The sequence below is a fragment of the Microbacterium sp. Root166 genome (assembly GCF_001427145.1).
In the GTDB taxonomy this organism is placed as follows: Bacteria; Actinomycetota; Actinomycetes; order Actinomycetales; family Microbacteriaceae; genus Microbacterium.
On record NZ_LMGL01000003.1, the window covers coordinates 48,512 to 74,218 of the forward strand.

Sequence of the window (25,707 nt, forward strand, 5' to 3'; positions counted from 1 at the left end):
AACGCGAGCTGCCAGATGAGGCCGCATGACGGATGCCGCAGCCCGCGTCCTCTGGCAACTCGAGGGATCGTGGAGGGCGGCCCGGCGGGTTCAGTAAGAGGGGCGATCCGGGCCGGAGTCGTCGGCGCCGATGAACGCCGTCGCCAGGGCCTCGGAGCCCCGGGCCAGGAGCGCGACGTCCGCCCCGACGAGGATGAACCGCGCTCCCGCGTCCAGGTAGGACCGTGCCGCGGCCGGGTCGAAGGCGTTGACGCCGACGGGTGTGCCGGTGGCCCGCACGGCGTCGAACGCCCGCAGCACGGCGGCCACGACATCCGGATGCGTCTGCTGCCCGAGCAGGCCCATCGATGCCGCGAGGTCGCTGGGGCCCACGAAGACGCCGTCGATCCCGTCGACGGCGGCGATCTCGGCCGCGGCCTCGACCCCCCCGACGGTCTCGATCTGGACGAAGAGCGAGACGTGGTCGTCGGCCCCGGCGAGGTAGTCCTCGACACGGTTCCACCGCCCCGAGCGCGCGAGGGCCGACCCGACGCCGCGGCGTCCTCGCGGCGGATACCGCACCGCCGCGACGATCTCCGTCGCCTCCGCGGCGGACGACACCATGGGCACGAGGATGTTCTGCGCCCCGAGGTCGAGGACCTGCTTGAGCGTGACGACGTCGCCGATCGGCACGCGCACGACCGGGGTCACCGGGTAGGCGGCGACGGCCTGGAGCTGCGCGAGGACCGACTCGAGGCCGTTGGGGGAGTGCTCCATGTCGATGAGCAGCCAGTCCAGGCCCGCGCCGGCGCAGATCTCGGCGACCAGCGGCGATCCCGAGCACACCCACATCCCGGCGAGAGGGCGCTCGGCCGAGGCCAGTGCATCGCGGAAGGTCGGGTTCAGGTGATGCGGCATTCGATCACTCCCATCGGTCCGTAGTCGCAGCGCACGACGTCGCCCTGCGAGACCCACACCGGGCGCGTGAAGGAGCCCGCGAGGATGATCTCGCCCGCCTCGAGGCGCGCTCCGTGCTGATGGAGCTTGTTCGCGAGCCACGCGACGCCGCGGGCCGGATGGCCGAGGACGCCGGCGGCGACGCCGGTCTCTTCGATGTCGCCGTTGCGCGAGAGGACGCCGGGAACCCAGCGCAGGTCGATCTCGTCGGGGCGCTTGTGCGTCGTGCCGAGCACCATCGCGCCATAGGCCGCGTTGTCGGCGATCGTGTCCACGATCGTGCGGCCCGCGAGCTCGATGTGGGAGTTCAGGATCTCGAGGGCGGGAACGGCGTAGTCGATCGCGCGCAGCGCGTCCTCGAGCTCGCAGTCCGGTCCTTCGAGCGGCTCCTTGAGCACGAATGCCAGCTCGACCTCGACGCGCATGTTCGAGAACTGCTCGGCCGGGATATCCGCGCCGCTCTCGAACGCCGTGTCGGCGAACATCACGCCGTAGTCCGGTTCGGTGATGCCGGTCGCCTCCTGCATCGCCCGCGAGGTCAGGCCGATCTTGCGCCCCACCAGGCGCCGTCCGGCCGCGAGGCCGGCATCGCGCCAGCGGGCCTGGATCGCGTACGAGTCCTCGATCGTCGCGTCGGGGTGGCGCGCGGTGATCCGCTCGATCACGCCGTGCGTGCGGTCGGCCTCGGCCAGCTCGTCGGCGAGCCGGGCGATCACGTCGGGGTGCAGCATCCGTCCTCCTTCAGGTCACGTTAGGGGTCACAGCTGGTGGCCGAGCTTGTACTCGCCCTGCTTCCAGCTCGGCAGCTCCTCGTCCGGCTCGTCGGGACGGGTGTACGAGAACCCGTCGGCGCCGATCGTGACCGCCATCTCGGAGTCGTCGGTGCGTGAGACGAGCGGCTGCGGATTGCCGTCGAGGTCCAGGACGAGCGATGCCTCGGTGTACCAGGAGGGCACGACGGGGTTGCCCCACCAGTCGCGCCGCTGGTTGTCGTGCACGTCCCACGTCACCACCGGATTGTCGGGGTCGCCGGTGTAATAGTCCTGGGTGTAGATCTCGACGCGGTGCCCGTCGGGGTCGCGAAGGTACAGGTAGAAGGCGTTGCTCACGCCGTGCCGCCCGGGACCGCGCTCGATCGCGTCCGACCGCCGCAGTGCCCCGAGCTTGTCGCAGATCGCGATGATGTTGTGCTTCTCGTGGGTCGCGAACGCGACGTGGTGCATGCGCGGCCCGTCACCGCCGGTCATCGCGGTGTCGTGCACGGTGGGCTTGCGGCGCATCCAGGCGGCGTAGACCGTGCCGCCGGCATCCTGGATGTCTTCCGTCACCCGGAAGCCGAGGTCCTCCATGTAGGCGACCGCCCGCGGGACGTCGGGCGTGACCTGGTTGAAGTGGTCCAGCCGGACCAGCTCGCCGGGGGTGTGCAGGTCGTACCGCCAGGAGAGGCGCTGCACGTGCTCGGTCTGGAAGAAGAACTCATACGGGAAGCCGAGCGGATCCTCGACGCGCACCGAGTCGCCGATGCCCTTCGTGAAGCCTTCCGGGCGGCGCTCGACGCGGCATCCGAGCTCCTCGTAGAACGCGACCGCCCGGTCGAGATCCTCCGGGGTGCGCACGCGGTACGAGAAGGCCGCCACTGCCGCAGTCTCGCCCCTGCGCAGCACCAGGTTGTGGTGGATGAACTCGTCCGTCGACCGGAGGTAGATCGCGTCGTCGTCCTCCTCGGTGACGTGCAGGCCCAGCACATCGACGTAGAAGATCCGGGATGCCGCCAGGTCGGTGACGACCAGTTCCATGTACGCGCAGCGGAGGATGTCGGGCGCCGGTGCGGCCGGAGCGGGAATGCGGTTCGTCATGTCAGCGTCCTCGCTTGCCGAAGGTGGGGTTGTGGGCGGCGCCGAGCGTGATGTGCACGGCCTGCTGGTCGGTGTAGAAGTCGATCGAGCGGTAGCCGCCCTCGTGCCCGAGGCCGGATGCCTTCACTCCGCCGAACGGGGTGCGGAGGTCGCGCACGTTGTTGGAGTTCAGCCACACCATGCCGGCCTCGATGGCCTGCGAGAAGTTGTGGGCGCGGCGCAGGTCGCTCGTCCAGACGTAGGCCGCCAGCCCGTACTTCACGCCGTTGGCGAGTTCCAGCGCCTCTTCGTCGGTGTCGAACGGGGTGATCGCCACCACCGGCCCGAAGATCTCCTCCTGGAAGATCCGGGCATCGGGAGCGACGTCGGCGAACACCGTGGGGGCGACGTAGTTGCCGGTGGGGAAGCCCTCGGGCCGCCCGCCGCCCGCCACCAGGCGGCCCTCGGTCTTGCCGATCTCGATGTAGCTCATGACCTTGTCGTAGTGCTCGGGGTGCACGAGCGCGCCGACCTCGGTCGCGGGATCCTGCGGGTCGCCGACGATCACGCGCGAGGCCTGGGCGGCGTAGCGCTCGACGAACTCGTCGTAGATCTCGCGCTCCACGAGGATGCGCGATCCGGCCGTGCAGCGCTCGCCGTTGAGCGAGAAGACGCCGAAGATGGTCGCGTCGATGGCGGCGTCGAGGTCGGCGTCGGCGAAAACGACCGCGGGCGACTTGCCGCCGAGCTCCATCGACAGCCCCTTCAGGAACGGCGCGGCGTTCGCGAAGATGAGCTGTCCGGTGCTGCTCTCGCCGGTGAACGAGATCAGTGGGACGTCAGGATGCTTCACCAGGGCGTCGCCGGCATCCTCGCCGAGTCCGTTCACGAGGTTGAAGACGCCCTTCGGCACTCCGGCCTCTTCGAAGATCCCGGCCCACAGCGACGCCGAGAGGGGGGTGAACTCGGCCGGCTTGAGAACCACGGTGTTGCCGGTCGCCAGCGCGGGGCCGAGCTTCCACGACTCGAGCATGAACGGCGTGTTCCACGGCGTGATGAGCCCGGCGACGCCGATCGGCTTGCGGTTGACGTAGTTCAGCTGCCGTCCGGGCACCTTGTACGCGTCGTCGGCCTGCGCCACGATCAGGTCGGCGAAGAATCGGAAGTTCTCGGCCGCGCGTCGCGCTTGCCCCAGAGCCTGGGTGATCGGCAGGCCCGAGTCGAAGGACTCGAGTTCGGCGAGGCGGGTGTCTCGCGACTCGACGATGTCGGCGATGCGGTGGAGGATCCGCGAGCGCTCCCGCGGCAGCATCCGGGGCCACGGCCCCTCGGTGAAGGCACGCCGCGCGGCGGCGACGGCCCGGTCGATGTCGGCCTTCTTCCCCGCGGCGGCCCGCAGGTACGTCTCGTTGCTCACGGGGTCCAGCACGTCGAACGTGTCGCCGTCGGCCGAGTCGACGAACTCCCCGTCGATGTAGTGCTGGATGCGGCTGGGCAGATCGTCGGGCAGGTGGCGCTCGGTGGCGCGTGAAGCGGTGTCGGTCATGGGCTTGCTCCTTCGCGGAAGGTCAGAATGCCGGGAGGCCGAGGGCCTCGTCGGGGTGCTCGTGGATCATGTAGGCGTCCAGCGTGGCCGACCGGTGGCGCCGGGCGGCCTTCTCGATCTCGCCCAGCGGCGCGCTGGTCTCGATGAGCTGGAGGATGTTCTCGTGCTCGCGCACCGACTCCTGGGCGCGGCCGGGGACGAAGCTGAACGTCGAGTCGCGCAGGTGCCCGAGGCGCGCCCACTCACCGTGCACGAGGTCGAGGAGGCGCGGATTGGCGCACTTCTCGAAGAGCGCGGCGTGGAACTCCTGGTTGAGCGCGGTGAACGCTCGCGGGTCGAAGTGCTCGAGCGTCTCGATCATGAGTTCATTCACCTCGCGCGCACGCCGGATGTCCTCGACCGTCAGCCGCCGCGCGGCCAGCGCGGTCGCGGCGCCCTCGAGGATCGACAGCGATTGCATGCTGTCGCGGTACTGGGTGTCGTCGACCATCGACACCCGTGCTCCGACGTTGCGCTCGAACATCACGAGCCCCTCGGCTTCGAGCTGTCGTATCGCCTCGCGCACCGGGACGACGCTCATGTCCAGGTCGCCGGCGAGGCTGCCGAGCACGAGCCGGTACCCGGGGGTGAACTCCTGCGAGGCGATGCGCTCCTTGATCCAGCGGTACGCGCGCTGCGACTTGCTCAGTGCGGCCGGGTCCATCGCCCCGTCCGCTCGTGTCACTTCGATTCCCGCCATGCGCGGTACCTCGCCTTCCACTCCTCGTTCATCGGGAAGAGCCCGTCGATCGGATGCCCCTCCGCAACGCGCTGCGCGATCCAGGAGTCCTCGTCCTCCTGGTCGAGCGCGGCGTCGACGACCTCTTCGACGAGGCCCGGCGGGATGACGATCACGCCGTCGGCGTCGCCGACGATGACATCGCCCGGCTGGACGGTGGTACCGCCGCAGCCGATCGTGACGTCGTGGTCCCACGGCACGTGCCTGCGCCCGAGCACCGCAGGGTGGGCGCCGGCCGTGTACACGGGGATGCCGACCGCGGTGACGGCGTCGACGTCGCGCACGCCGCCGTCGGTGACGATGCCCGCGGCGCCGCGTGCGTGGGCGCGGATGGCGAGGATGTCGCCCAGGGTGCCCGAGCCTGTCTCGCCGCGCGCCTCGATCACGATGACTTCGCCCTCGCCGACCGCATCGAACGCTCGCTTCTGCGCGTTGAAGCCGCCGCCATGCGATGCGAAGAGGTCCTCGCGCAGGGGCACGAAGCGCAGCGTGCGGGCAGTGCCGACGAGTTTGGCCTCGGGATGGAGCGGCCGCACGCCGTCGATCGTGACGTCGTTCAGTCCGCGCTTGCGCAGCTGGGCGGAGAGGCCGGCGACCGGTACGGACTCGAGCTTGGCGCGGAGTTCGGGGGAGAGGGCCGTGCGCGCACGCGCGCCGCCGGGGAGCCCTGCCGCCGCTCTGGACCCCCATGCCTCGGTGCGCTGGAGGTCGTCGACGGCGGGCAGCGAGCCGAGCTCGGGGTCGAAGGCCGCCTCGCCCTGCACGACGGTGGTGACCAGCCGCCCGGTGCTCGGTCCGCCGGACGCGTCGACCTCGACCTCGACGACGTCGCCCGGCCCGGCGACCGACGAGCCGGCGGGAGTGCCGGTGAGGATCACATCGCCCGTCTCCAGGGTGAAGTGCTGCGACAGGTCGGCGACGAGCTGGGCGAGGGGGAAGAGCAGTCCGGCGGTCGTGTCTTCCTGCACGAGGGCTCCGTTGAGCCACGTGCGGACGCGCAGTCCGGCCGGGTCGACCGTGCGGGCGTCGATGACTGCCGGGCCGAGCGGGGTGTAGCCGTCGCCGCCTTTCGAGCGGACGTTGGATCCCTTGTCGTTCGCGCGGAGGTCGTAGAGCCCGAAGTCGTTCGCTGCGGTCACCCAGCCCACATGGCTCCACGCGTCGGCGAGCGGCACGTGCCGCGCGGGAGTGGCGATGATCAGGGCGATCTCGCCCTCGAAGGCCAGGAGCTCGGTGCCGGCGGGCCGTTCGATGGTCGAGCCGGAGGCGGCGACGGAGCTCGATGGCTTGAAGAAGTACGAGGGATGCTGCGGCCGGCGCCCGCGCTGGTCTGCGCGTGAGGCGTAGCTGAGGTGGATGGCGATGATCTTGCCGGGACGCCCGGGGAGGGCGCTGTAGCGCGGATCGCTGGCATCCGTCGTGTTCTCGTCCATCAGGAGCGTCCTCACTCTTGCGTCGTATCTGAAATCGTATATCATCGTGTCACCTCCGGCAACCACCCGCGTCGAGCGCATGCCGGCGGACGAAGTCGTCCACCCAGACAGAGGAGTCACCCATGAGCATTCCCCCGGACACTGCGGGATTCACGCCCACCGGGACCATCGCCAGCCCCGTCGATCGACGTCGCGTCGTCTTCGCTACGGTGGTCGGAACCACCGTCGAGTGGTACGACTTCTTCATCTACGCGACCGCCGTCGGCCTGGTGTTCGGCCAGTTGTTCTTCGCACCGCTCGGTCCGAACAGCGCCATCGTGGCCTTCGCCACCGTCGGCGTCAGCTTCCTCTTCCGTCCGCTCGGAGCGTTCCTCGCTGGGCACTTCGGTGACAAGTACGGCCGGAAGGTCGTGCTGATGTGGACGTTGATCCTCATGGGAGCCGCGACGGCGCTCATCGGCGTGCTGCCGACCTATGAGGCCATCGGCGTGTGGGCTCCCATCTTCCTCGTGCTGCTGCGCATCCTCCAGGGGATCTCGGCCGGCGGCGAGTGGGGCGGTGCGGTCCTCATGGCGGTCGAGCACGCGCCCCGGAAGCGTCGTGGGGTCTTCGGCGCCTCACCGCAGATCGGCGTGCCGCTCGGGCTGCTCCTCGCCTCCGGCGTCATGGCGCTGATGGCGATGATCGCGCCCGGCGACGCGTTCCTCGAGTGGGGCTGGCGGGTGCCGTTCCTGCTGAGCGTGGTGCTGATCTTCATCGGCTGGTATGTGCGGCGCCGCGTCGAGGAGAGCCCGGTGTTCACCGAGCTCGCTCAGCGCAAGGAGAAGGCCAGGACGCCGATCGTGCAGCTGTTCGCCAAGCACGCGCTGCTGGTGTTCATCGCGGCGCTCGTGTTCGCCGGCAACAACGCCGTCGGCTACATGACGACCGGCGGATACATCCAGGGCTACGCGACGAACCCCGACGGGCCGCTCGTGCTGGAGCGCGGTCCGGTGCTGTGGGCCGTCGCGGGCTCCGCCGTCACATGGCTGCTGTCGACGCTGGCCGCGGGCTTCATCTCCGATCGGATCGGGCGTCGCACGACCTACATCATCGGCTGGGTGCTGCAGCTCGTCGGCGTGTTCCTGCTCTTCCCCCTCGTCAACACCGGTGACATCTGGCTGCTGTTCACGGGTCTCGCGATCCTCACGATCGGCCTCGGTTTCACCTACGGTCCCCAGGCCGCGCTGTACTCGGAGCTGTTCCCGGCGTCGATCCGCTTCTCGGGCGTCTCGATCTCGTATGCGATCGGAGCGATCCTCGGCGGTGCTTTCGCGCCGACGATCGCCACGGCGCTGGTGCAGGCCACGGGCTCCACCCTGTCGGTCACGTGGTACCTCGCCGGCATGACGGTGATCGGACTCATCGCGACCTTGCTGCTGCGCGACCGCTCGGGCATCCCGCTCGGGCCCGATCACGAGGCCGCGCAGTCGGCGAGTCCGATCTACGGACTCTCGAAGGCCTGACGCTCGCCCGCCTCAGCGGGTCCGGAGTCCGTCGAGCACGACCGTGACGACGTCGTGCGCGAGGCGCTCGCGGTCGACGGACCCGCCGGGGCGGTACCACTCGACGATCGAGTTGACCATGCCGAAGATCAGGCGCGTCGCGACCGGGCCGTCGATGTCGTCGCGCACGAGTCCCTCGCGCTGCGCCTCGGCGACGAGCGCGGTGACGCGGTGGTCGAACGCCCGGCGACGTTCGAGGGCTGCGCGCTCGACGTCGCTGTTCCCGCGCACCCGCAGCAGCAGCGTGACCGACGGCAGGTGGTCCACGAGCACCCGCACGGCACCGCGCAGCACGGCGCCGAGCCGCTCGGCGGCGGTTCCCGACCGGGCCTCGGGCTCGTCGAGCACACCCTCCAGGCCGCTGAGCGCCTCATCGAGCGCGAGCGAGAGGAGCTGCTCCTTCGAGTCGAAGTGGTGGTACAGCGCCGACTTCGTCAGGCCTAGGCGGGCCGCGAGATCGGCGACCGACGTGGCGTCATAGCCCTGCTCGTTGAACAGCGCGACGGCGACCTCGAGCACCCGGGCGCGGTCGTAGCCGGGGCGTCCTCGGCGGGGGCCGGGATCGGACGGGCGGTCCGGGACGGGAAGGGCCATGGCCCCAGTGTGGCATCCGCAGGAGTTCCGCATCGGCATCCGATCTGGAATACTGAACGATCGGTAGGCAATTCGGATGTGCGCGAGGGTGCGCACCAGGGAGGGATGACGGATGCCGCGTCCGCAGGGCAGCGAGCCGGTCCATGGCTGAGGCGCTCCACGTCGAGAGCGGCGATGACCGCGTGATCGCGACGCTGTCGCGCCCCCACGTGCGCAACGCGATCGACCAGGCGATGATCGACGACTTGCACGCGCTCTGCGAGAAGCTCGAGCAGCGGCCGCGCACGCTCATCATCGCCGGATCCGACGGCGTCTTCGCCTCCGGCGCCGACATCGCGCAGCTGCGGGACCGCCGCGCCGAGGATGCCCGCCGCGGCATCAACACCCGTGCCTTCCAGCGGATCGCCGGCCTGCCGATGCCGGTCATCGCCGCCGTCGACGGCTACGCGCTCGGGGGAGGAGCCGAGCTCGCCTACGCCGCCGACCTGCGCATCGGCACTCCGAGGCTCAAGATCGGCAACCCCGAGACGGGCCTGGGCATCATCGCCGCCGCCGGAGCCACGTGGCGGCTGCCGCGCATCGTCGGCGACGCCCGCGCCGCCGAGCTGCTGCTGACCGGGCGCATCCTCGACGCACAGGAGGCGCTGGCCTGGGGGATCGTGTCGAGCCTCCACGAGCCCGACGACCTGCTGCCCGCTGCGCACGCGCTCGCCGATCGCATCGCCGCGAACGATCCGCTCGCGACCCGCCACACCAAGACCGCGCTCGCCGCACCTGCCGACGCGCACCCCGAGATCGAGCTCGAGCTGCAGGCCGAGCTGTTCGAGAGTCCCGAGAAGCAGCGCCGCATGACGGCCTTCCTCGAAAGGCGGACCCGATGACCGGGGCCGCGGGCGTGCCCGCGCGCGTCGGCGTGATCGGCGGCGGCCGGATGGGCGCGGGCATCGCGCACGCCTTCGTCCTCGCCGGCGCCGAGGTGATCGTCGTCGAGCGCGATCCCGAGGCGGCGGATGCGGCATCCGCTCGCCTGATGGAGAGTCTGCGGCGCTCGGTCGAGCGCGAGGCCACGCCGCGCACGCTCGACTCGCTCGCCGGTTCGGTCGCCGCGGTGACGGATGCCGCGGCCCTCGCCGGCTGCGGCCTGGTGGTCGAGGCGGTCCCCGAAGATCGTGACCTGAAGGTCGAGGCGCTCTGCCGTGCCGAGGGAGTCCTCGACGCCGGTGCCGCGCTCGCGACGAACACGTCGTCCATCTCGATCGACGACCTCGCCGCGGGCCTCTCGCGGCCTCACCGGCTCATCGGCCTGCACTTCTTCAACCCCGTCCCCGCCTCGGCCCTGGTCGAGATCGTCGTGGGCGCACGCACCGACGGTGCCCTCGTCGACGACGCGCGCGGGTGGGTCGAAGCGCTCGGCAAGACGCCGATCGTCGTGAAGAACTCGCCCGGCTTCGCCTCGAGCCGCCTCGGCGTCGCGCTCGCGCTCGAGGCCATCCGGATGCTCGAGGAGGACGTGACCTCGGCCGCCGACATCGATGCGGCGATGGAGCTGGGCTACCGGCATCCGACCGGACCGCTGCGCACGACCGACATCGTCGGTCTCGACGTGCGACTGGGCATCGCCGACGAGCTTCACGCGCGGCTGGGGGAGCGCTTCGCGCCGCCCGAGCTGCTGCGGCGCATGGTCGCCGAGGGGCGCCTCGGGCGCAAGAGCGGACAGGGATTCTACGAATGGAGCGAACGATGACCGACATCCTTCCCAGCTACGTGGAGGACGCCTGGTGGACCCCTGCCGATCCGCACCACGCGGCGACCGTGCTCGACGCCGCAACGGGCGAGGACGTCGCCCGGGTGAGTGCGGCGGGCCTCGAACTGGGGCGTGTGCTCGAGCACGCCCGCACGGTCGGCCAGGCGAGTCTCGGCACGCTGAGCTTCCACCAGCGGGCCGTGCTGCTCAAGCAGTTCGCGCAGGCCCTGACCGAGCGGAAGCAGGAGCTGTACGACCTCTCGAAGCACGCCGGCTCGACCGAGCGGGACTCGCTCAACGACGTCGACGGCGGAATCGGCGTGCTCTTCACGTTCTCGTCGAAGGGCCGCCGCGAGCTGCCGAGCGGCCAGGTGTACCTCGACGGCCCGGTGGAGACGCTGTCGAAGGACGGCTCGTTCCTCGGCCGCCACGTGTACACGAGGCTGCCCGGCGTCGCCCTGCAGATCAACGCCTTCAACTTCCCGATGTGGGGCGCGCTCGAGAAGTTCGCGCCGGCCTTCCTCGCGGGCGTGCCGACCGTGGTCAAGCCCGCGACCCCGACCGCCTACGTCGCGGAGGCATGGGTGCGGATCCTCGTCGAGACCGGGCTGCTGCCCGCGGGGTCGCTGCAGCTGATCAGCGGCAGCGTGCCGAAGATCTTCGAGCACCTGCGGCTGGGCGACATCGTCGGGTTCACCGGCAGCGCCTCGACGGCCGAGCGGCTGCGCTCTCACGAGAGCGTGCAGACCGGCGGGGTGCGGTTCACGAGCGAGACCGATTCGATCAACGCCTCGGTGCTCGGTCCCGACGCGGTCGCCGGCACGCCCGAGTTCGACGCGTACGTCAAGCAGCTGCTGTCGGAGCTGACCACCAAAGCCGGGCAGAAGTGCACGGCGATCCGGCGGGCGATCGTGCCCGAGGGTTCCGTCGACGACGTCGTCGCGGCGGTGCGGGCCAAGATCGCCGAGCGCGTCGTCCTCGGCGATCCGCATGCGCCGGGCGTCACGATGGGGCCGCTCGTCTCGCTCGAGCAGCGCGACGAGGTGCTGCGCAGCGTGGCCGAGCTCGAGGCGGAGGGCGGCCGGCTGCTGCTCGGCTCGGTGCAGCCGCCCCGGGTCGTGCGTGCCGACGGCTCGGTCGGCGTCGCCGAGGACGGGGCGTTCCTCGAGCCCCTGCTCATCGGATTCGCGGATGCTTCGACCCCCGCAGCCCATCAGGTGGAGGCTTTCGGACCCGTCGCCAGCGTGCTCGGCTACCGCACGGTCGAAGAGGCGGCCGACCTCGTGAGCCTCGGCGGCGGGTCGCTGGTCACGAGCGTGGCCACGAACGATCCCGGCGTCGCCGCGACGCTGCTCTCGCGCATCGCCGCCTACAACGGGCGCCTGCTGTTCCTCGACCGCGATGACGCCAAGACGTCGACCGGCCACGGCGCACCCGTGCCTCACCTCGTCCACGGCGGCCCCGGCCGGGCGGGCGGCGGCGAGGAGCTCGGCGGCATCCGGGCCGTCCTGCACCACATGCAGCGCACGGCCGTGCAGGGATCGCCCGAGATGCTCACGGCCCTGACGGGCGTGTGGCATCAGGGTGCGGCATCCCGCAATGACCGGCATCCGTTCCGCAAGTCGCTGGCCGAACTTGCGGTCGGCGATCAGATCGTGTCGGCCTCGCGCGTGGTGACCCTCGACGACATCGAGACCTTCGCGCACTTCACGGGCGACCTCTTCTACGCGCACATGGACGAGGCCTCGGCGGCGGCCAACCCGTTCTTCCCGGGTCGCGTCGCGCACGGCTACCTGCTGGTGTCGTGGGCGGCCGGGCTCTTCGTCGATCCCGAGCCCGGTCCGGTGCTCGCCAATTCGGGCCTCGAGAACCTCCGCTTCGTGACGCCGGTCTCACCCGGCGACGAGATCCGCGTGGTGCTCACCGCGAAGCAGATCACGCCGCGCGAGACCGACGAGTACGGCGAGGTGCGCTGGGACGCGGTCATCCGCAACCAGAACGACGAGCTCGTCGCCGCCTACGACGTGCTGACGCTCGTCGCCAAGGAGCTGGAGACGGCGGCATGACCGATCCGGCGATGTGGTTCCACGGTCAGCGGCCTCTGCTGCGCCGCGACCACGCGTCGGCGGCACTCGGCATGGTCGTCGAGCGCGACGAGCCGGGCGAGGCGATCGTCTCGATGCGCGTGCGCGAGGACATGCTCAACGGCTTCGCGATCACCCACGGCGGGCTGGTCTTCGCCCTCGCCGACACCGCCTTCGCGATCGCCTGCAACGAGGACGACGGCGTGACGGTCGCGGCCGGCGCGGACATCGCGTTCCTCGCGCCCACGGGCGTGGGACAGACCCTGACCGCGCACGCCCGTCGCCGCGCGGTGGTCGGTCGGGCGGGTCTGTACGACGTCACGATCACCGACGAGACCGGAGCCGTGGTCGCCGAGGTGCGCGGCCGTTCGCTCACGACCAGGCGGACACCGCCGGATGCCTGAGCGATCCGCCGCGGTTGTGGCCGCGGCATCCCGGAGCTAAACTTACTGAACGAACGGTCTGTAAATGAGGAGTCGACGATGACCACCGCACCCGACCTGACCGTGGCGCAGCCCGACGAAGCCGCCGCCCAGGCGACGTTCGACGCGCTGATCGAGGCCGAGCAGCGCATCGAGCCCCGCGACTGGATGCCCGAGGCGTACCGCAAGACGCTGATCCGCCAGATCTCGCAGCACGCGCACTCCGAGATCATCGGCATGCAGCCCGAGGGCAACTGGATCACGCGCGCGCCGAGCCTCAAGCGCAAGGCGATCCTGATGGCCAAGGTCCAGGACGAGGCGGGCCACGGGCTGTACCTGTACTCGGCGGCCCAGACCCTCGGCATCACACGAGACGAGATGACCGATCAGCTCATCGCCGGCAAGGCCAAGTACTCGTCGATCTTCAACTACCCCACCCCGTCGTGGGCCGACATGGGCGCCATCGGCTGGCTCGTCGACGGCGCCGCGATCTGCAACCAGGTGCCGCTGTGCCGAGCGTCGTACGGGCCGTACGGCCGCGCGATGGTGCGCATCTGCAAGGAGGAGTCCTTCCACCAGCGGCAGGGCTTCGAGATCCTGCTGCAGCTCATGCAGGGGACGCCCGCACAGCGGCAGATGGCACAGGATGCCGTGGACCGGTGGTACTGGCCGAGCCTGATGATGTTCGGCCCGCCCGACGACGAGTCCCCGAACTCGGCGCAGTCCATGGCGTGGAAGATCAAGCGGTTCTCCAACGACGAGCTGCGCCAGCGCTTCATCGGGATGCTCGTCCCCCAGGCCGAGGTGCTCGGCGTCACGCTGCCCGATCCGAACCTCGCCTGGAACGAGGCGGATCAGCGGTGGGACATGAGCGAGATCGACTGGACCGAGTTCCACGAGGTGCTGCGCGGACGCGGGCCCATGAACTCCGAGCGGCTGCGGCACCGCCGCACCGCGCACGACGACGGCGCCTGGGTGCGCGAAGCCGCCGCCGAGTACGCCCGCAAGCAGGCCGAGCGCGCCGAGAAGAAGGTGGCATGATGACGACCCCTGGTGCATCCCCGCGCGAGACGTGGCCCCTGTGGGAGGTTTTCGTGCGCGCGAACCGCGGACTCAGCCACGTGCACGCCGGATCCCTGCACGCGCCCGACGCCGAGCTCGCGCTCCGCAACGCCCGCGACCTCTACACCCGCCGCGGTGAGGGCACCTCGGTGTGGGTCGTGCCCGCCGACGCCATCACGACCAGCGACCCCGACTCGAAGGGCGCGTTCTTCGAGTCGCCCGCGGGCAAGAACTACCGGCACGCCGTGTACTACACCGCGTCCGAGGGGGTGCCGCACCTGTGACGGAGGCATTCGCGAAGCCGGCCCCGCCGGCAGACCCGCACGGCGACGTCAGCGTCGACCGTCTCGAGCTCAGTGCCGAGCTCGTCGGCGAGGGCGGACGCGCGGCCACGGCCGACGTCGCCGAGTACGCGCTGTGGCTCGGCGACGACGCGCTGATCCTGTCCCAGCAGCTCGGCTGGTGGATCGCGCGCGCCCCCGAGCTCGAGGAGGACGTCGCCCTGGGCAACATCGCCCTCGATCTGGTCGGGCACGCCCGGTCGTTCCTCCGCTACGCCGGCTCGTTCGACGGCCGCACCGAGGACGACCTCGCCTACTGGCGGGACGAGGCGCAGTTCCGGAGCGCGTGGCTCTTCGAGCAGCCGAACGGCGACTTCGCCCAGACGATCGCGCGGCAGTTCGCGGCATCCGTCTTCCAGTTCGAGCTGTACTCGGCGCTGCAGCGGTCGTCCGACGCCGTACTGGCCGCGATCGCCGCGAAGGCCGTGAAAGAGGTCGAGTACCACCGCGATCACGCCGTGCAGTGGACCCTGCGGCTCGCCGGCGGCACCGAAGAGTCGCGGGCGCGCATGATCAGGGCGATCGGGGACGTCTGGCCGTACGTCGACGAGCTGTTCCGCGATGAGCCGCTTCTCGAGCGCCTCGGCGATGCGGCGATCGCGCCCTCGTCGCTGCGCGAAGGATTCGACTCCGTCACCGCCGCCGTCTTCGCTGAGGCCGGTCTCGAGGTTCCGGCCGGCTTCGTGTCGGCGGGCGGCGGCCGCCACGGCCGCCACTTCTCGACCATGGGCTATCTGCTGGCCGAGATGCAGGTGCTCGCCCGTCAGCACCCGGGGGCGACGTGGTGAGCCTGTCCGAGCAGCAGGAGCGGGCGGCCCCCGCCCCGGTCGCCGCGACCGTCGCCTGGCGTATCGCCGCGGCCGTGCCGGACCCGGAGGTTCCCGTGCTGTCGATCGAGGACCTCGGCGTGCTGCGCGACGTAGCGGTCGACGGCGAGCGGGTCACGGTCACGATCACCCCGACCTATTCGGGATGCCCGGCTGTCGACGCGATCCGCGACGACATCGTGCTCGCCCTCACCGCCGCGGGCTTCGCCGAGGTCGATGTGCGCCTGACCCTCACCCCCGCCTGGACGACCGACTGGATGAGCGACGCCGGCAAGGACAAGCTGCGCGCGTACGGCATCGCTCCGCCGACCGGCCGGGCCGCGGCATCCGGAACAGGTCCCATCCGTCTTCAGATGGCCGTGAAGTGCCCGCGCTGCGGGTCGCTCGACACGAAGGAGCTGGCCCGCTTCGGCTCGACCTCGTGCAAGGCGCTGTACGAGTGCCGCGCGTGCCTCGAGCCCTTCGACCACTTCAAGGTGCACTGATGGCGGCGCAGAACCTGACCGAGCCGCGCAACGAGCGCATCGCCGAGAGCCTGCTCGCGAGCGCCGTCGGCGGCCCGAGCGGCTCACGGCGCCGCGCGCGGTTCCACACCCTGCGCGTCGCGGCGGTGCGTCCGCTGACGGATGCCGCGGCCGAGGTCACCTTCGCCATCCCCGAGCAGCTGCGCGGTGAGTACGAGTACCTCGCCGGGCAGCACGTCGCCCTGCGGACCACGCTCGACGGCCACGAGGTGCGCCGGTCGTATTCGCTCTGCCGCGCGGTGGATGCCGGCGGAGGCGGCGACGGCCCGCAGACCATCAGCGTCGCCATCAAGCGCGATCAGGGCGGCCGGTTCTCGACCTGGGCGCTGTCCGAACTGGCGGTCGGCGATGAGCTCGACGTCATGAGCCCGCAGGGATCGTTCACCTCGGGGCTCGCCGATCTCGACGGCGCCCACGTCGCCGGCATCGCCGCGGGTTCGGGCATCACGCCGCTGATGGCGCTCGCCGCCACCGTGCTCGCGCGGTCCGAGACGTCGAGGTTCACGCTGGTCTACACGAACCGCTCGACGACGGACGTGATGTTCCTCGAGGAGCTCGCCGACCTGAAGGACCGCTACCCGTCCCGGCTCGCGCTGCACCACGTGCTCTCGCGCGAACAGCGGGCGGCGCCGCTGCTGTCGGGGCGCATCGACGAGGAGCGCCTGCGGCGGATCCTCGATGCGCTCGTCCTGCCCGACACCGTCGACGAGTGGTTCCTGTGCGGTCCGTTCGAGCTCGTGCAGCTGTGCCGCGACACCCTCGCCGACGTCGGCGTCGCGCCCGAGCACGTCCGCTACGAGCTGTTCACCACGGGGGAGGGCGGCCGCGTCGAGGCGCCGTCGGGGCGCCCGGTGCAGGTCCGGGAGGACGAGCCCGTCCGCCGCATCGAGGTCACGCTCGACGGCCAGTCCTCGACCATCGAGAGCCCCGTCGCCGCGCACGAATCGGTGCTCAACGCCGCGCTGCGCGTGCGGCCCGACGCGCCGTTCGCGTGCGCGGGCGGCGTGTGCGGCACGTGCCGCGCGCGCCTGGTGGAAGGCTCCGTCACGATGACCGAGAACTACGCCCTCGAGCCCGACGAGCTCGACCGCGGGTACATCCTCACCTGCCAGTCCCACCCCACGACCGACCGCGTCGTGGTCGACTACGACGTCTGAGGCGCCATGATCTCTCTCTCGCTCGACGGCGCGCTCGCCGAGATCACGCTGGATGCTCCCGAGAAGCTCAACGCCCTCTCGCTCGAGGCGATCGCCGAATTGGATGCCGCGTACGCCGAGGCCGCGGCATCCGGTGCCCGTGCCCTGATGCTGCGCGGCGCGGGACGCGCGTTCTGCGCCGGCCGCGACATCGCCGGCGTCGACCCCGAGACCGATGACGTGCTCGGGTACCTCGGTGCCGTCGAGGCGCTGATGCGGCGGATCGCCGCCTTTCCGGCGCCGACGTTCGCGGCGGTGCAGGGGGCATGCCTCGGCGTGGGGCTCGGCCTCGCGATCGCGAGCGATGTCGTCTACGTCGCCGGCACCGCCAAGATCGGGTCGCCCTTCGTGAACCTGGGCGCGACGCTCGACTCGGGTGGCCACGCGCTGCTCTACGAGCGGCTCGGCGCGCACCGCGCCCTCGATCTGATCTACACCGGCGAGCTGCTGACGGGGGCGCAGGCGGTGGAGTCCGGTCTCTTCAGCCGGTCGGTCCCCGCCGACGAGCTGCTCGCGTTCACGCGCGAGCGCGCGGTCCGCGCGGCCGCCGGACCGACGCAGGCGTTCCTCGCGTCGAAGCGACTGATCGATCGCCTGCGCGACGAGGCGCTGTGGCGCGTGGTCGCCGAGGAGAACCGGGCGCAGGCCGAGTTGCGCGACACCGCCGACTACCGCGAGGGCTTCGCCGCGTTCCAGGAGAAGCGCAAGCCCGGCTTCACCGGCTCCTGAGCCACCCCTCTCCGTCCCGGCTGTCCGCGAGAATCGGTCCGGGGTCCGGGAACCCGTGCGTCGCGGCGAGCCTCAGCCGCCCGGCCGATTCTCGCGAGCCGGGAGCGAGGGCCGGGCGCGGCATCCTGTCAGGCGTCGAACCGTCGCCAACGGTCGTCTGGATCCGTTGCGGGCGACCACACGCGACGGGTCGGCGCCGTGTCGACGACCGCCAGGCCGCCCGCGACACCGAGAGGCCACCTGACGTCGTTCTCGCGGGCCTGAACGCGCCCGGACTGGCGACTCGGCCGCCAGCTCGGCGCGGGGCGGGTGCCGAGGGCTACGAGTTCACGCGGATGATCTCGTGCTGGTACGGCGCGACGACCGTGCCCGAGATGCGGCAGTCGAGGACCAGGAAGCGACGGGATGCCGCATCCTCGGCGGTCCAGGAGGCGAGCCGGTCGAGATCCTCCAGCGTCCGGACGACGACACCCTCGGCTCCGACGCCGCCGGCGAGGGCCGCGAAGTCGACCTCGGGGATGAGCATCGGGTCCTGTGCGAGGCCCTTGCGGCCGTACAGGTGGACCTCGGCGCCGTAGGCGGCGTCGTTCCAGACCACGGCGATGCCCCGGCCCGCGGCGACCCGCACCGCGGTCTCGAGGTCGGCGAGGGCCATGAGCCCGCCGCCGTCGCCGGTGGTCAGGACGACGGTCGAGTCCGGCCGCGCGAGCGCGGCGCCGGGCACCGACGGCCAGCCGAGCCCGATCGACTGGAACGCCGTGCCGATCATCATCATGCGGTCCGGCGAGGCGACCGGCCAGAACATGTTCGCCCAGCCGATGAAGTGGCCGCCGTCCGAGACGACGACCCGGTCTTCGGGCAGCAGCGTCGCGATGCGCGCCGCCACCGACCTCGGGTCGAGGCGCCCGTCCTCGGCGACCCCGGCTCCGGAATCCTGCGCGCGCGCGGCAGCCACGTCGACCGACTCCCGCCAGCCGCTCGGCGCGGTGCCCCGATCCCGCAGGGCTGAGGTCAGCGAGCGGGCGACGGTCGCGGCATCCCCCCGCACATATCCGCCGACGTGCGGGTGGGTCGCCGCCGGGGCGACATCGATCTGGAACACCCGGGTGCCGGGCGCGAAGAGGTCGCCGAACCGCATCGTGAACTGGTTGAGCGATGCCCCGAACACCACGGCGACATCGGCCTCGCGCACGAGTTCCATGGCCGCCTCGGCGCCGAAACCGCCGGTCACGCCGAGGTCGAACTCGGACGCGGGGAAGACGCCGCGGCCGAGGGCGGTCGAGGCGGTGAGGGCGCCGGTCAGGTCGGCCAGCTCGCCGAGCGCCTCGCCGGCGCCGGAGATCCAGGCGCCGCGGCCGGCGAGCAGGAAGGGCCGCTCGGCGCCCGCCAGCGCGGCGGCGATGTCGGCGACGGCGCCGGCGGCGAAGGGGCCCGCGGGCGTGAGAGGCTCGGGCAGACGCGGTTCCGGCGCTTCCGGCACCGGCCCCGCGTCGCGCGCGGCCACGTCGTAGGGGATCGCGAGCACCGTCGGCACCCGGTACGTCAGGGCGTGCTCGATGGCGATGACGGTGGTGGCCGCGGCATCCGCTCGGCCGACCGTGTAGGTGCGCGCGCCGACCGCCGACGCGAGCGCGATCTGGTCGACGTCCCACGGCCTCGGGCCCGAGGTGGGCTCGTCGCCGACGACGAGCACGAGCGGCACGTGCGCCTGCACGGCCTCGGCGAGGGCCGTCAGCGTGTTGGTGAACCCGGCGCCGTACGTCGAGGTCGCGGCGGCGAGCCGCCCGGAGGCGCGGTGGAACGCGTCGGCGGCGACGACCCCGCCGGCCTCGTGCCGCACCGCGGTGAACGACACGTCGGTCGACCGCTCGAGGGCGTCGAGGAAGTAGGCGTTGCCGTTGCCCATGACCCCGAAGACGTGGTCGATGTGACGGGCGATGGTGAGCGCGACGTGCGCCGAGACGGTGGGCATGGGGGAACTCCTGCAAGACGGAACGGGGGTGAGGCCGTATGTGTCTCGCGCGTTCGCGCTGCGTGCCCTTTTTTCGAGCACCGGCGGGGCCATTCCTGCCGGACGACTTCGAGTATAGGCGCGGCGCCACGGCATGATGGAGGGCATGAGGACCATCCAGCTGCGCCGGTACACGCTCGTCGACGGAGAGTACGACGCGTTCGTCGCGTGGTGGCAGGACTCGATGCCGCGGGTGCGTCCGGCGGCGGGCTTCGCCATCGACTTCGCGTACGGCCTGCCCGCGACGAACGAGTTCGTCTGGGCCGTCAGCGCCGAGGGCGACGAGGGGGCCTTCCTCGCGCTCGAGAAGGAGTACATGGCATCGGATGCCCGGGCCGAGGTCTTCGCCGGGGTGCCGCAGCGCGTCGCGGCCTACGACATCGCCTTCGTCGGGGAGCGCTTCGCCTGAGCCGCCCCGTCAGCCCGCGCCCTTGGCGGGCGTGTCGGCTCAGCTGCCGAGCGCGGCCCGGATGATCGTGGCGGACCGCTCGAGACGCCGGGCGATGTCGGCGGGTTCGTGGGAACTCGCGAGATAGACGACCGCGATCGCGGCGGGACCTCGCCCGCGGATCCCGAGCGGCACCGCGACGGCGCGCAGGCTCGGCACGACTTCGTCGTGGCTCTCGAACCAGCCGCGGGCCGCGGCATTCGTCACCTCGTCGCGCAGGTGCGCCCCGGCCGAGGCAGGCCATGACGCAGGAGGCACAAGAGACAGGATCGCCTTGCCGGGCGCTCCGCGCGTGACCGGATGCCGCGTCCCCGGCCGCTGAGCCACCGAGGCCACTGCGTGTCTCGGCTCCACACTCGCCAGCGTCACGCAGTCGTCATGGTCGAGCACGCTCAGGAAGCACGTCATGCCCAGCCCGTTCGCGAGCTCGGTGAGCTCGGGGAGCGCCTCGGCCTGCAGGTCGTGCGCGATTCCCGCCGCGAGGGCCGCCAAGCGTGCGCCGAGGGCTATGCGGCCGTTGCCGTCCCGCGTGATCAGCCCATGCTCCTCGAGGGTGCGCAGCAGACGGTACGCGACCGAGCGATGGACGCCGAGGCGACGGGCGATCTCGTCGATGGAGAGCGGTTCGCGCGCATCGGCGAGGACCTCGAGAATCCGGATGCCGCGGCTCAGCGTCTGCGATGCGGGAGCGTTCGCCTCGGCCACGGGCTCTCCTCGGTCCGCCGGCCCTTGTCGGCCCGCAGACGGTCGTATACGATGTGTTCCATACTAGAACGTTGTGTTCGAATATAGAACGCGCGCCTCCCCATCGCAAGCACCGCCGCCGCGAGCAGTCGACACCGCAGTCGGAACAGGAGTCAGGGTCATGCAGTTCCACCACCATGGGTACGTCTCCGGAGAGCCGCGCGTACAGGATGCGGCCGGATCGGGCATAGATCGCCCTGCCGACCTCCCCGACGAGATGGACGTCCTCATCGTCGGCTCCGGCCCCGCCGGGATGCTGCTCGCCGCCCAGATGGCGCAGTTCCCGGACGTGGTGACCCGCATCATCGAGCGCCGCGACGGACGGCTGGTGCTCGGCCAGGCCGATGGAATCCAGCCGCGCAGCGTCGAGACGTTCCAGGCCTTCGGCTTCGCTGAGCGGATCGTCGCCGAGGCCTACAACATCGCCTACATGAACTTCTGGGGTCCGGATCCGGAGGACCCCGCCCGCATCGTTCGCACCTCGCGCACCGAGGACTACGCGTTCAAGATCAGCGAGTTCCCGCACCTGATCGTCAACCAGGCCCGGGTGCTGGACTATTTCGCCGAATCCGCGGCGAACGGGCCGGGGCGCATCGTCCCCGACTACGGCGTCGAGTTCGCCGGGCTCACCGTCCACGAACACGGCGACCACCCCGTCGAAGTCCGGGTGCGGTACACCGCGGGGGAGCGCGCCGGACAGGAGCGCACGGTCCGCGCGAAGTACGTCGCCGGGTGCGACGGCGCCCGCAGTGGCGTGCGCGAAGCGATCGGGCGCACGCACGTCGGCGGTGCCGCGCTTCACGCGTGGGGCGTCATGGACGTGCTCGTCAACACCGACTTCCCCGACTGGCGCACCAAGTGCGCGATCACCTCGCAGGCGGGCAGCATCCTGCACATCCCGCGCGAGGGCGGCTACCTCAGCCGCATGTACATCGACCTCGGTGCCGTCGCACCGGACGACGATCACCGCGTGCGTCGCACGCCCATCGACGAGATCATCCGCCGAGCCAACGAGATCCTTCACCCCTACTCGATCGATGTGAAGGAGGTGGCCTGGCACAGCGTCTACGAGGTGGGGCACCGTGTCACCGATGGATTCGACGACGCTCCGGAGGGATCGGGCCGCAGCCCCCGTGTGTTCCTCACCGGCGACGCCTGCCACACCCACAGCGCGAAGGCGGGGCAGGGCATGAACGTGTCGATGCAGGACGGGTTCAACCTCGGCTGGAAGCTCGGGCACGTCCTCACCGGCCTGAGTCCCGCCTCGCTGCTGTCGACGTACTCGGCGGAGCGCATGCCGGTCGCGCAGCAGCTCATCGACTTCGACAAGGAGTGGTCCGCCCTCATGGCGCGCAAGCCGGAGGAGATCACCGACCCGCAGGATCTCGCGACGCACTACCTCGCGACGGCCGAGTTCCCCTCCGGATTCATGACCCGGTACGGCCCGTCGATGATCGTGACGGATGCCGCGCACCAGGCTCTGGCCGCGGGATTCCCCCTGGGCGCGCGGTTCAAATCCGTCGAGGTCGTGCGGGTGTGCGACGGCAACGCCGTGCACCTCGGCCACCACGCCAAGGCGGACGGACGCTGGCGGATCTACGCGTTCGCCGACGCATCGCCGGCGGGCGCGGAGTCGAAGCTCGCGACGTGGGCGGAGTGGCTCGCGTCACCCGAGTCGCCGGTGACCAGGCACACGCCGCACGGCGCGGACGTCGATGCGGTCTTCGACGTGAAGGCGATCTACCAGCAGCGCTTCGAGGACGTCGACATCTCGCGCGTGCCCGACATGTTCCTGCCGCGCACCGGCCCGCTCGGCCTCATCGACTGGGAGAAGGTCTACGCCGCCGGGCCCAGCGCCTGGACGAGTGCCGACATCTTCGCCGAGCGGGAGCTCTCGCGCGACGGCGTGGTGGTCGTGGTGCGACCCGACCAGTACGTGGCGGCCATCCTGCCGCTCACGGCGACCCAGGAGCTGTCCGACTTCTTCGGCCGCACTCTGGTCGATCAGCGCGCGCTCGCGACGCGGAGTTCTTGAGTGTCCGCGGGGGAGCGTTCAACCCCCGAGCTGTACATCACGTATACCGGCCGCGTTCGTGGCCACCGGGCAGAATAGCCCGGACGCAACGACGACGGATGCCGCGGCATCCGTCCATCGACGAGGGAGTTCCCGTGACCGAGAACCGTGAGACCGCGCTGCTGGAGTCCGTCCCGGACGGCCTGTTCATCGGCGGCGAGTGGCGCCCGGCGGCGGGGGGCAAGACGCTCAAGGTCTACGACCCCTCCAACGGCGCCGTCGTGAAGGAGATCGCGGATGCCTCCCCCGAGGACGGCACCGCGGCCCTCGACGCGGCCGTCGACGCGTTCCCGGCGTGGGCGGCGACCCCGGCGCGCGAGCGGGCCGAGATCCTCCGCCGCGCCTTCGACCTGCTGCAGGAGCGCAAGGAGGAATTCGCGCTCCTCATGACGATCGAGATGGGCAAGCCTCTGGCCGAGGCGCGTGGCGAGGTCGCCTACGGCGGTGAGTTCCTCCGCTGGTTCAGCGAGGAGACCGCCCGCGTGCAGGGGCGCTACGGCGCGAACCCCGAGGGCACCGGCCGCATGATCGTGTCGCAGCACCCGGTCGGCCCGTGCTTCCTCATCACGCCCTGGAACTTCCCGCTGGCCATGGCGACCCGCAAGATCGCGCCCGCGCTCGCCGCCGGCTGCACGGTGGTCATCAAGCCCGCCGAGCTCACGCCGCTCACAACGCTCGCGTTTGCGAAGCTGCTCGAGGACGCCGGTCTGCCCAAGGGCGTCGTGAACGTGTTCACGACCTCGACCTCGGGCGCCGTGTCGGAGCCGATCATCCGCGACCCGCGGCTGCGCAAGCTCTCGTTCACCGGCTCGACGCAGGTCGGGCAGCGCCTGCTCGAGCAGGCCGCGCAGGGCGTGATCCGCACCTCGATGGAGCTCGGCGGCAACGCCCCGTTCGTCGTGTTCGACGACGCCGACCTCGACAAGGCGGTCGACGGTGCCATGCTCGCGAAGTTCCGCAACATCGGCCAGGCGTGCACGGCGGCGAACCGGTTCATCGTGCAGCGCTCGGTGGCAGAAGAGTTCGCGCGCCGGGTGACCGAGCGGGTGCAGGGCATGAAGATCGGCCGCGGCACCGAAGACGGCGTGACCATCGGCCCGCTCATCAACCAGGCGGCCGTCGACAAGGCGCGCACCCTCGTCGACGACGCCGTCCAGCGCGGCGCGTCGGTGCAGACCGGCGGCAAGGAGCTCGAGGGCGAGGGCACGTTCTACGAGCCCACGGTGGTGACCGACGTGCGGCCGGGCAGCGACATCCTCCGCGAGGAGATCTTCGGCCCGGTGCTGGCGATCATCCCGTTCGACGACGAGGACGACGCGGTGCGCATCGCCAACGACACCGAGTACGGACTGGTCTCGTACGTGTTCACCGAGAGCCTCGCCCGCGGGCAGCGGATGATCGAGCGGCTCGAGACCGGGATGATGGGCCTCAACGTCGGGGTCGTGTCCAACGCGGCGGCGCCGTTCGGCGGGTGGAAGATGTCGGGGCTCGGCCGCGAGGGCGGTGCCGAGGGCATCCACGAGTACCTGCAGACGAAGTACACGCTCACGGCGAACCCCTTCGCCTGACCGCGGTCGAGTCCATCTGTGCGAAATCGCCGCTCGCGCCTGCCGCGAGACGCCGACTCGCACAGATAGGCGGCGGTGCGCGTGTCGGCACGCCACGCCATGATGGGGGCATGATCCCCGTCGCGACCCTCCGTGAAGAGCGGCTCCGGTCGCATCGGCTGAGCGCTCCGGCGCCCACCGTCGCAGACGCCGCGTCGCACATGCTGGCGACGCAGGCGCAGGAGTTCTGGGGCGGCCGCTGGGCGATCGCCTCGCGCACGGCGGGCACCCCGACGGTCCGCGATGTCGACGCGGCCTTCGACCGCGGCGAGATCGTGCGGTCGTGGACCCAGCGCGGCACCATCCACCTGCTTCCGGCGCGCGACCTCGCCTGGGTGCTCTCGATCACCGGTGAGCGTCAGAGCAGGCAGGCCGCGGCCGTCAGGCGGGCCGAGAACATCGACGACGCCGAGATGGCCCGCGCCGAGCGGCTGGCCCGCGGCGCGCTCGCCGGCGGCAACAGGCTGACGCGGAAAGAGCTGTTCGACGTCTTCGAGGCGGGCGGCGTGAGCACGGCGAAGCAGCGGGGCTACCACCTGCTCGTGTCGCTGTGCCTTCGTGCGATCGTGTGCCAGGGCCCCGTGGTGCCGCGCGAGAGCGGTCCGACGCGCGAGCAGTACCTGGTCCTCACCGAGGAGTGGGTGACGGATGCCGTGACCCCGGCCGACCCTCACGCCGAGCTCTTCTGCCGGTTCATCGACTCGCACGGCCCCGCCGGCGTGCGCGACTTCGCGTGGTGGACCGGGCTGCCGCTCGGGGTATCGCGGGCCGCGGCGGAAGCGGCATCCGATCGACTGGTGCTCGTCGACGACGAGCCCGAGCCGCAGTACCTCGCCGCCGGTGCCCGCCCCGAGGTCGACCCGGCCGCGCCTCCGGTGCTCGCGCTCCCGCCGTTCGAGGAGTACTACCTGTCGTACGCCGACCGCTCGGTGCCGTGCGCGCCCGAGTTCCTCACCGCCATCGGTCCGAGCATGAACGGCATCGTCCGGCCGATCCTCGTCGCGCGAGGGGAGGCGATCGGCGTGTGGACCCATTCGGTGGCGGTCGGACGCCACGCGGACCACCCGATACCCGAGCTCTTCTCGACGGATGCCGCGACCGACGAGGAGGTCGCGGCCGCGCTCGCGCGATACCGCGACTTCATCACGGCGTGATCACGACCTGATCACGACATATGCCGGTCGCGGTACATCGTTACCCGACCGACACCGGCCTCCCAGTGAGACCG

The 25,707-nt window shown here is 71.1% G+C and carries 24 protein-coding genes; 15 read left to right on the plus strand and 9 right to left on the minus strand.

Features of this window, described 5'->3' with window-relative positions; translation table 11 throughout:
* Nucleotides 1-90: 90 nt before the first annotated feature.
* From ASD56_RS11960 to ASD56_RS11985, 6 genes are read right to left on the minus strand one after another with little or no spacing between them, the layout of a single operon-like run.
* Nucleotides 91-897, minus strand: a complete 807-nt coding sequence (locus tag ASD56_RS11960) for an HpcH/HpaI aldolase family protein (RefSeq protein WP_055966027.1) — start codon at nt 895-897, stop codon at nt 91-93.
* Nucleotides 882-1,667, minus strand: coding sequence for a 2-keto-4-pentenoate hydratase (locus ASD56_RS11965; RefSeq protein ID WP_055966028.1), 786 nt, complete (start codon nt 1,665-1,667; stop codon nt 882-884). Before ASD56_RS11965 ends, ASD56_RS11960 begins: the two co-directional genes overlap by 16 nt.
* Before the next feature lie 27 nt (nt 1,668-1,694).
* Nucleotides 1,695-2,792, minus strand: coding sequence for a 3,4-dihydroxyphenylacetate 2,3-dioxygenase (gene hpaD / locus ASD56_RS11970; RefSeq protein ID WP_082541446.1), 1,098 nt, complete (start codon nt 2,790-2,792; stop codon nt 1,695-1,697).
* Nucleotide 2,793: 1 nt separating this feature from the next.
* On the minus strand, nt 2,794-4,317 hold the full coding sequence (hpaE, locus tag ASD56_RS11975; protein ID WP_055966030.1) for a 5-carboxymethyl-2-hydroxymuconate semialdehyde dehydrogenase: 1,524 nt from the start codon (nt 4,315-4,317) through the stop codon (nt 2,794-2,796).
* 22 nt (nt 4,318-4,339) lie between these two features.
* Entirely contained in the window at nt 4,340-5,056 is a 717-nt protein-coding gene (locus ASD56_RS11980) for a GntR family transcriptional regulator (RefSeq protein WP_200947518.1), read from the minus strand.
* A complete protein-coding gene (locus tag ASD56_RS11985) occupies nt 5,038-6,528 on the minus strand; it encodes a fumarylacetoacetate hydrolase family protein (RefSeq protein ID WP_055966035.1) in 1,491 nt (496 codons plus the stop codon). Before ASD56_RS11985 ends, ASD56_RS11980 begins: the two co-directional genes overlap by 19 nt.
* 122 nt (nt 6,529-6,650) lie before the next feature.
* On the opposite strand from ASD56_RS11985, the gene ASD56_RS11990 reads away from it, so the two are divergent.
* Complete coding sequence (locus tag ASD56_RS11990; protein ID WP_055966038.1) at nt 6,651-8,033, plus strand: MFS transporter; 1,383 nt, start codon at nt 6,651-6,653, stop codon at nt 8,031-8,033.
* 12 nt (nt 8,034-8,045) lie between these two features.
* Here the strand turns inward: ASD56_RS11990 and ASD56_RS11995 are convergent, their stop codons facing one another.
* Nucleotides 8,046-8,666, minus strand: coding sequence for a TetR/AcrR family transcriptional regulator (locus tag ASD56_RS11995; RefSeq protein ID WP_055966040.1), 621 nt, complete (start codon nt 8,664-8,666; stop codon nt 8,046-8,048).
* A 143-nt stretch (nt 8,667-8,809) separates the two neighbouring features.
* Between ASD56_RS11995 and ASD56_RS12000 the strand changes: the two genes are divergently transcribed.
* The 10 genes from ASD56_RS12000 to ASD56_RS12045 all read left to right on the plus strand — a co-directional run bounded on the left by ASD56_RS12000 (nt 8,810) and on the right by ASD56_RS12045 (nt 17,595).
* The gene (locus tag ASD56_RS12000; RefSeq protein WP_055966041.1) at nt 8,810-9,547 is read left to right on the plus strand and encodes an enoyl-CoA hydratase/isomerase family protein; all 738 of its coding nucleotides are present in this window, start codon (nt 8,810-8,812) and stop codon (nt 9,545-9,547) included.
* The gene (locus ASD56_RS12005) at nt 9,544-10,410 is read left to right on the plus strand and encodes a 3-hydroxyacyl-CoA dehydrogenase family protein (RefSeq protein ID WP_055966043.1); all 867 of its coding nucleotides are present in this window, start codon (nt 9,544-9,546) and stop codon (nt 10,408-10,410) included. Before ASD56_RS12000 ends, ASD56_RS12005 begins: the two co-directional genes overlap by 4 nt.
* Nucleotides 10,407-12,476: a phenylacetic acid degradation bifunctional protein PaaZ gene (gene paaZ, locus ASD56_RS12010; protein ID WP_082541447.1), complete on the plus strand. Its 2,070-nt coding sequence runs from the start codon at nt 10,407-10,409 to the stop codon at nt 12,474-12,476. Before ASD56_RS12005 ends, paaZ begins: the two co-directional genes overlap by 4 nt.
* Entirely contained in the window at nt 12,473-12,898 is a 426-nt protein-coding gene (gene paaI, locus ASD56_RS12015; RefSeq protein ID WP_082541448.1) for a hydroxyphenylacetyl-CoA thioesterase PaaI, read from the plus strand. Before paaZ ends, paaI begins: the two co-directional genes overlap by 4 nt.
* A 78-nt stretch (nt 12,899-12,976) precedes the next feature.
* Nucleotides 12,977-13,957: a 1,2-phenylacetyl-CoA epoxidase subunit PaaA gene (gene paaA / locus ASD56_RS12020; protein WP_055966045.1), complete on the plus strand. Its 981-nt coding sequence runs from the start codon at nt 12,977-12,979 to the stop codon at nt 13,955-13,957.
* Entirely contained in the window at nt 13,957-14,262 is a 306-nt protein-coding gene (paaB, locus tag ASD56_RS12025; protein ID WP_055967105.1) for a 1,2-phenylacetyl-CoA epoxidase subunit PaaB, read from the plus strand. The genes paaA and paaB overlap by 1 nt, the downstream gene beginning before the upstream one ends.
* Complete coding sequence (gene paaC / locus ASD56_RS12030) at nt 14,259-15,107, plus strand: 1,2-phenylacetyl-CoA epoxidase subunit PaaC (RefSeq protein WP_055966048.1); 849 nt, start codon at nt 14,259-14,261, stop codon at nt 15,105-15,107. Before paaB ends, paaC begins: the two co-directional genes overlap by 4 nt.
* Nucleotides 15,108-15,109: 2 nt before the next feature.
* Nucleotides 15,110-15,631, plus strand: a complete 522-nt coding sequence (gene paaD, locus ASD56_RS12035) for a 1,2-phenylacetyl-CoA epoxidase subunit PaaD (RefSeq protein ID WP_082541492.1) — start codon at nt 15,110-15,112, stop codon at nt 15,629-15,631.
* Nucleotides 15,631-16,827, plus strand: coding sequence for a 1,2-phenylacetyl-CoA epoxidase subunit PaaE (gene paaE, locus ASD56_RS12040; protein ID WP_082541449.1), 1,197 nt, complete (start codon nt 15,631-15,633; stop codon nt 16,825-16,827). Before paaD ends, paaE begins: the two co-directional genes overlap by 1 nt.
* 6 nt (nt 16,828-16,833) lie before the next feature.
* Entirely contained in the window at nt 16,834-17,595 is a 762-nt protein-coding gene (locus ASD56_RS12045; protein ID WP_055966050.1) for an enoyl-CoA hydratase/isomerase family protein, read from the plus strand.
* Nucleotides 17,596-17,914: 319 nt separating this feature from the next.
* Here ASD56_RS12045 and ASD56_RS12050 read toward each other — a convergent pair whose 3' ends face one another.
* Nucleotides 17,915-19,567: a thiamine pyrophosphate-binding protein gene (locus tag ASD56_RS12050; protein ID WP_055966052.1), complete on the minus strand. Its 1,653-nt coding sequence runs from the start codon at nt 19,565-19,567 to the stop codon at nt 17,915-17,917.
* A gap of 145 nt (nt 19,568-19,712) precedes the next feature.
* On the opposite strand from ASD56_RS12050, the gene ASD56_RS12055 reads away from it, so the two are divergent.
* The gene (locus ASD56_RS12055) at nt 19,713-20,015 is read left to right on the plus strand and encodes a hypothetical protein (protein WP_055966054.1); all 303 of its coding nucleotides are present in this window, start codon (nt 19,713-19,715) and stop codon (nt 20,013-20,015) included.
* A 39-nt stretch (nt 20,016-20,054) separates the two neighbouring features.
* Here ASD56_RS12055 and ASD56_RS12060 read toward each other — a convergent pair whose 3' ends face one another.
* Complete coding sequence (locus ASD56_RS12060; protein ID WP_055966056.1) at nt 20,055-20,759, minus strand: IclR family transcriptional regulator; 705 nt, start codon at nt 20,757-20,759, stop codon at nt 20,055-20,057.
* 160 nt (nt 20,760-20,919) lie between these two features.
* On the opposite strand from ASD56_RS12060, the gene ASD56_RS12065 reads away from it, so the two are divergent.
* From ASD56_RS12065 to ASD56_RS12075, 3 genes are all read left to right on the plus strand, one after another.
* Nucleotides 20,920-22,833: an FAD-dependent monooxygenase gene (locus ASD56_RS12065; RefSeq protein WP_055966058.1), complete on the plus strand. Its 1,914-nt coding sequence runs from the start codon at nt 20,920-20,922 to the stop codon at nt 22,831-22,833.
* A gap of 98 nt (nt 22,834-22,931) precedes the next feature.
* Nucleotides 22,932-24,440, plus strand: a complete 1,509-nt coding sequence (locus ASD56_RS12070; protein ID WP_055966060.1) for an NAD-dependent succinate-semialdehyde dehydrogenase — start codon at nt 22,932-22,934, stop codon at nt 24,438-24,440.
* 110 nt (nt 24,441-24,550) lie between these two features.
* Entirely contained in the window at nt 24,551-25,633 is a 1,083-nt protein-coding gene (locus ASD56_RS12075; RefSeq protein ID WP_055966063.1) for a winged helix DNA-binding domain-containing protein, read from the plus strand.
* Nucleotides 25,634-25,707 lie beyond the last annotated feature (74 nt).

Bases quoted from the DNA above. Each gene is read 5' to 3' on its own strand.
- ASD56_RS11985 (WP_055966035.1), bottom strand. From the start codon at position 6,528: ATGGACGAGAACACGACGGATGCCAGCGATCCGCGCTACAGCGCCCTC.
- hpaD (WP_082541446.1), bottom strand. From the start codon at position 2,792: ATGACGAACCGCATTCCCGCTCCGGCCGCACCGGCGCCCGACATCCTC.
- ASD56_RS11960 (WP_055966027.1), bottom strand. From the start codon at position 897: ATGCCGCATCACCTGAACCCGACCTTCCGCGATGCACTGGCCTCGGCC.
- ASD56_RS11990 (WP_055966038.1), top strand. From the start codon at position 6,651: ATGAGCATTCCCCCGGACACTGCGGGATTCACGCCCACCGGGACCATC.
- ASD56_RS11980 (WP_200947518.1), bottom strand. From the start codon at position 5,056: ATGGCGGGAATCGAAGTGACACGAGCGGACGGGGCGATGGACCCGGCC.
- paaZ (WP_082541447.1), top strand. From the start codon at position 10,407: ATGACCGACATCCTTCCCAGCTACGTGGAGGACGCCTGGTGGACCCCT.
- ASD56_RS12070 (WP_055966060.1), top strand. From the start codon at position 22,932: ATGCCGCGGCATCCGTCCATCGACGAGGGAGTTCCCGTGACCGAGAAC.
- ASD56_RS12050 (WP_055966052.1), bottom strand. From the start codon at position 19,567: ATGCCCACCGTCTCGGCGCACGTCGCGCTCACCATCGCCCGTCACATC.
- ASD56_RS12005 (WP_055966043.1), top strand. From the start codon at position 9,544: ATGACCGGGGCCGCGGGCGTGCCCGCGCGCGTCGGCGTGATCGGCGGC.
- ASD56_RS12045 (WP_055966050.1), top strand. From the start codon at position 16,834: ATGATCTCTCTCTCGCTCGACGGCGCGCTCGCCGAGATCACGCTGGAT.
- ASD56_RS12000 (WP_055966041.1), top strand. From the start codon at position 8,810: ATGGCTGAGGCGCTCCACGTCGAGAGCGGCGATGACCGCGTGATCGCG.
- ASD56_RS11995 (WP_055966040.1), bottom strand. From the start codon at position 8,666: ATGGCCCTTCCCGTCCCGGACCGCCCGTCCGATCCCGGCCCCCGCCGA.
- ASD56_RS12075 (WP_055966063.1), top strand. From the start codon at position 24,551: ATGATCCCCGTCGCGACCCTCCGTGAAGAGCGGCTCCGGTCGCATCGG.
- paaI (WP_082541448.1), top strand. From the start codon at position 12,473: ATGACCGATCCGGCGATGTGGTTCCACGGTCAGCGGCCTCTGCTGCGC.
- hpaE (WP_055966030.1), bottom strand. From the start codon at position 4,317: ATGACCGACACCGCTTCACGCGCCACCGAGCGCCACCTGCCCGACGAT.
- ASD56_RS12065 (WP_055966058.1), top strand. From the start codon at position 20,920: ATGCAGTTCCACCACCATGGGTACGTCTCCGGAGAGCCGCGCGTACAG.
- paaA (WP_055966045.1), top strand. From the start codon at position 12,977: ATGACCACCGCACCCGACCTGACCGTGGCGCAGCCCGACGAAGCCGCC.
- ASD56_RS11965 (WP_055966028.1), bottom strand. From the start codon at position 1,667: ATGCTGCACCCCGACGTGATCGCCCGGCTCGCCGACGAGCTGGCCGAG.
- ASD56_RS12055 (WP_055966054.1), top strand. From the start codon at position 19,713: ATGAGGACCATCCAGCTGCGCCGGTACACGCTCGTCGACGGAGAGTAC.
- paaB (WP_055967105.1), top strand. From the start codon at position 13,957: ATGACGACCCCTGGTGCATCCCCGCGCGAGACGTGGCCCCTGTGGGAG.
- paaE (WP_082541449.1), top strand. From the start codon at position 15,631: ATGGCGGCGCAGAACCTGACCGAGCCGCGCAACGAGCGCATCGCCGAG.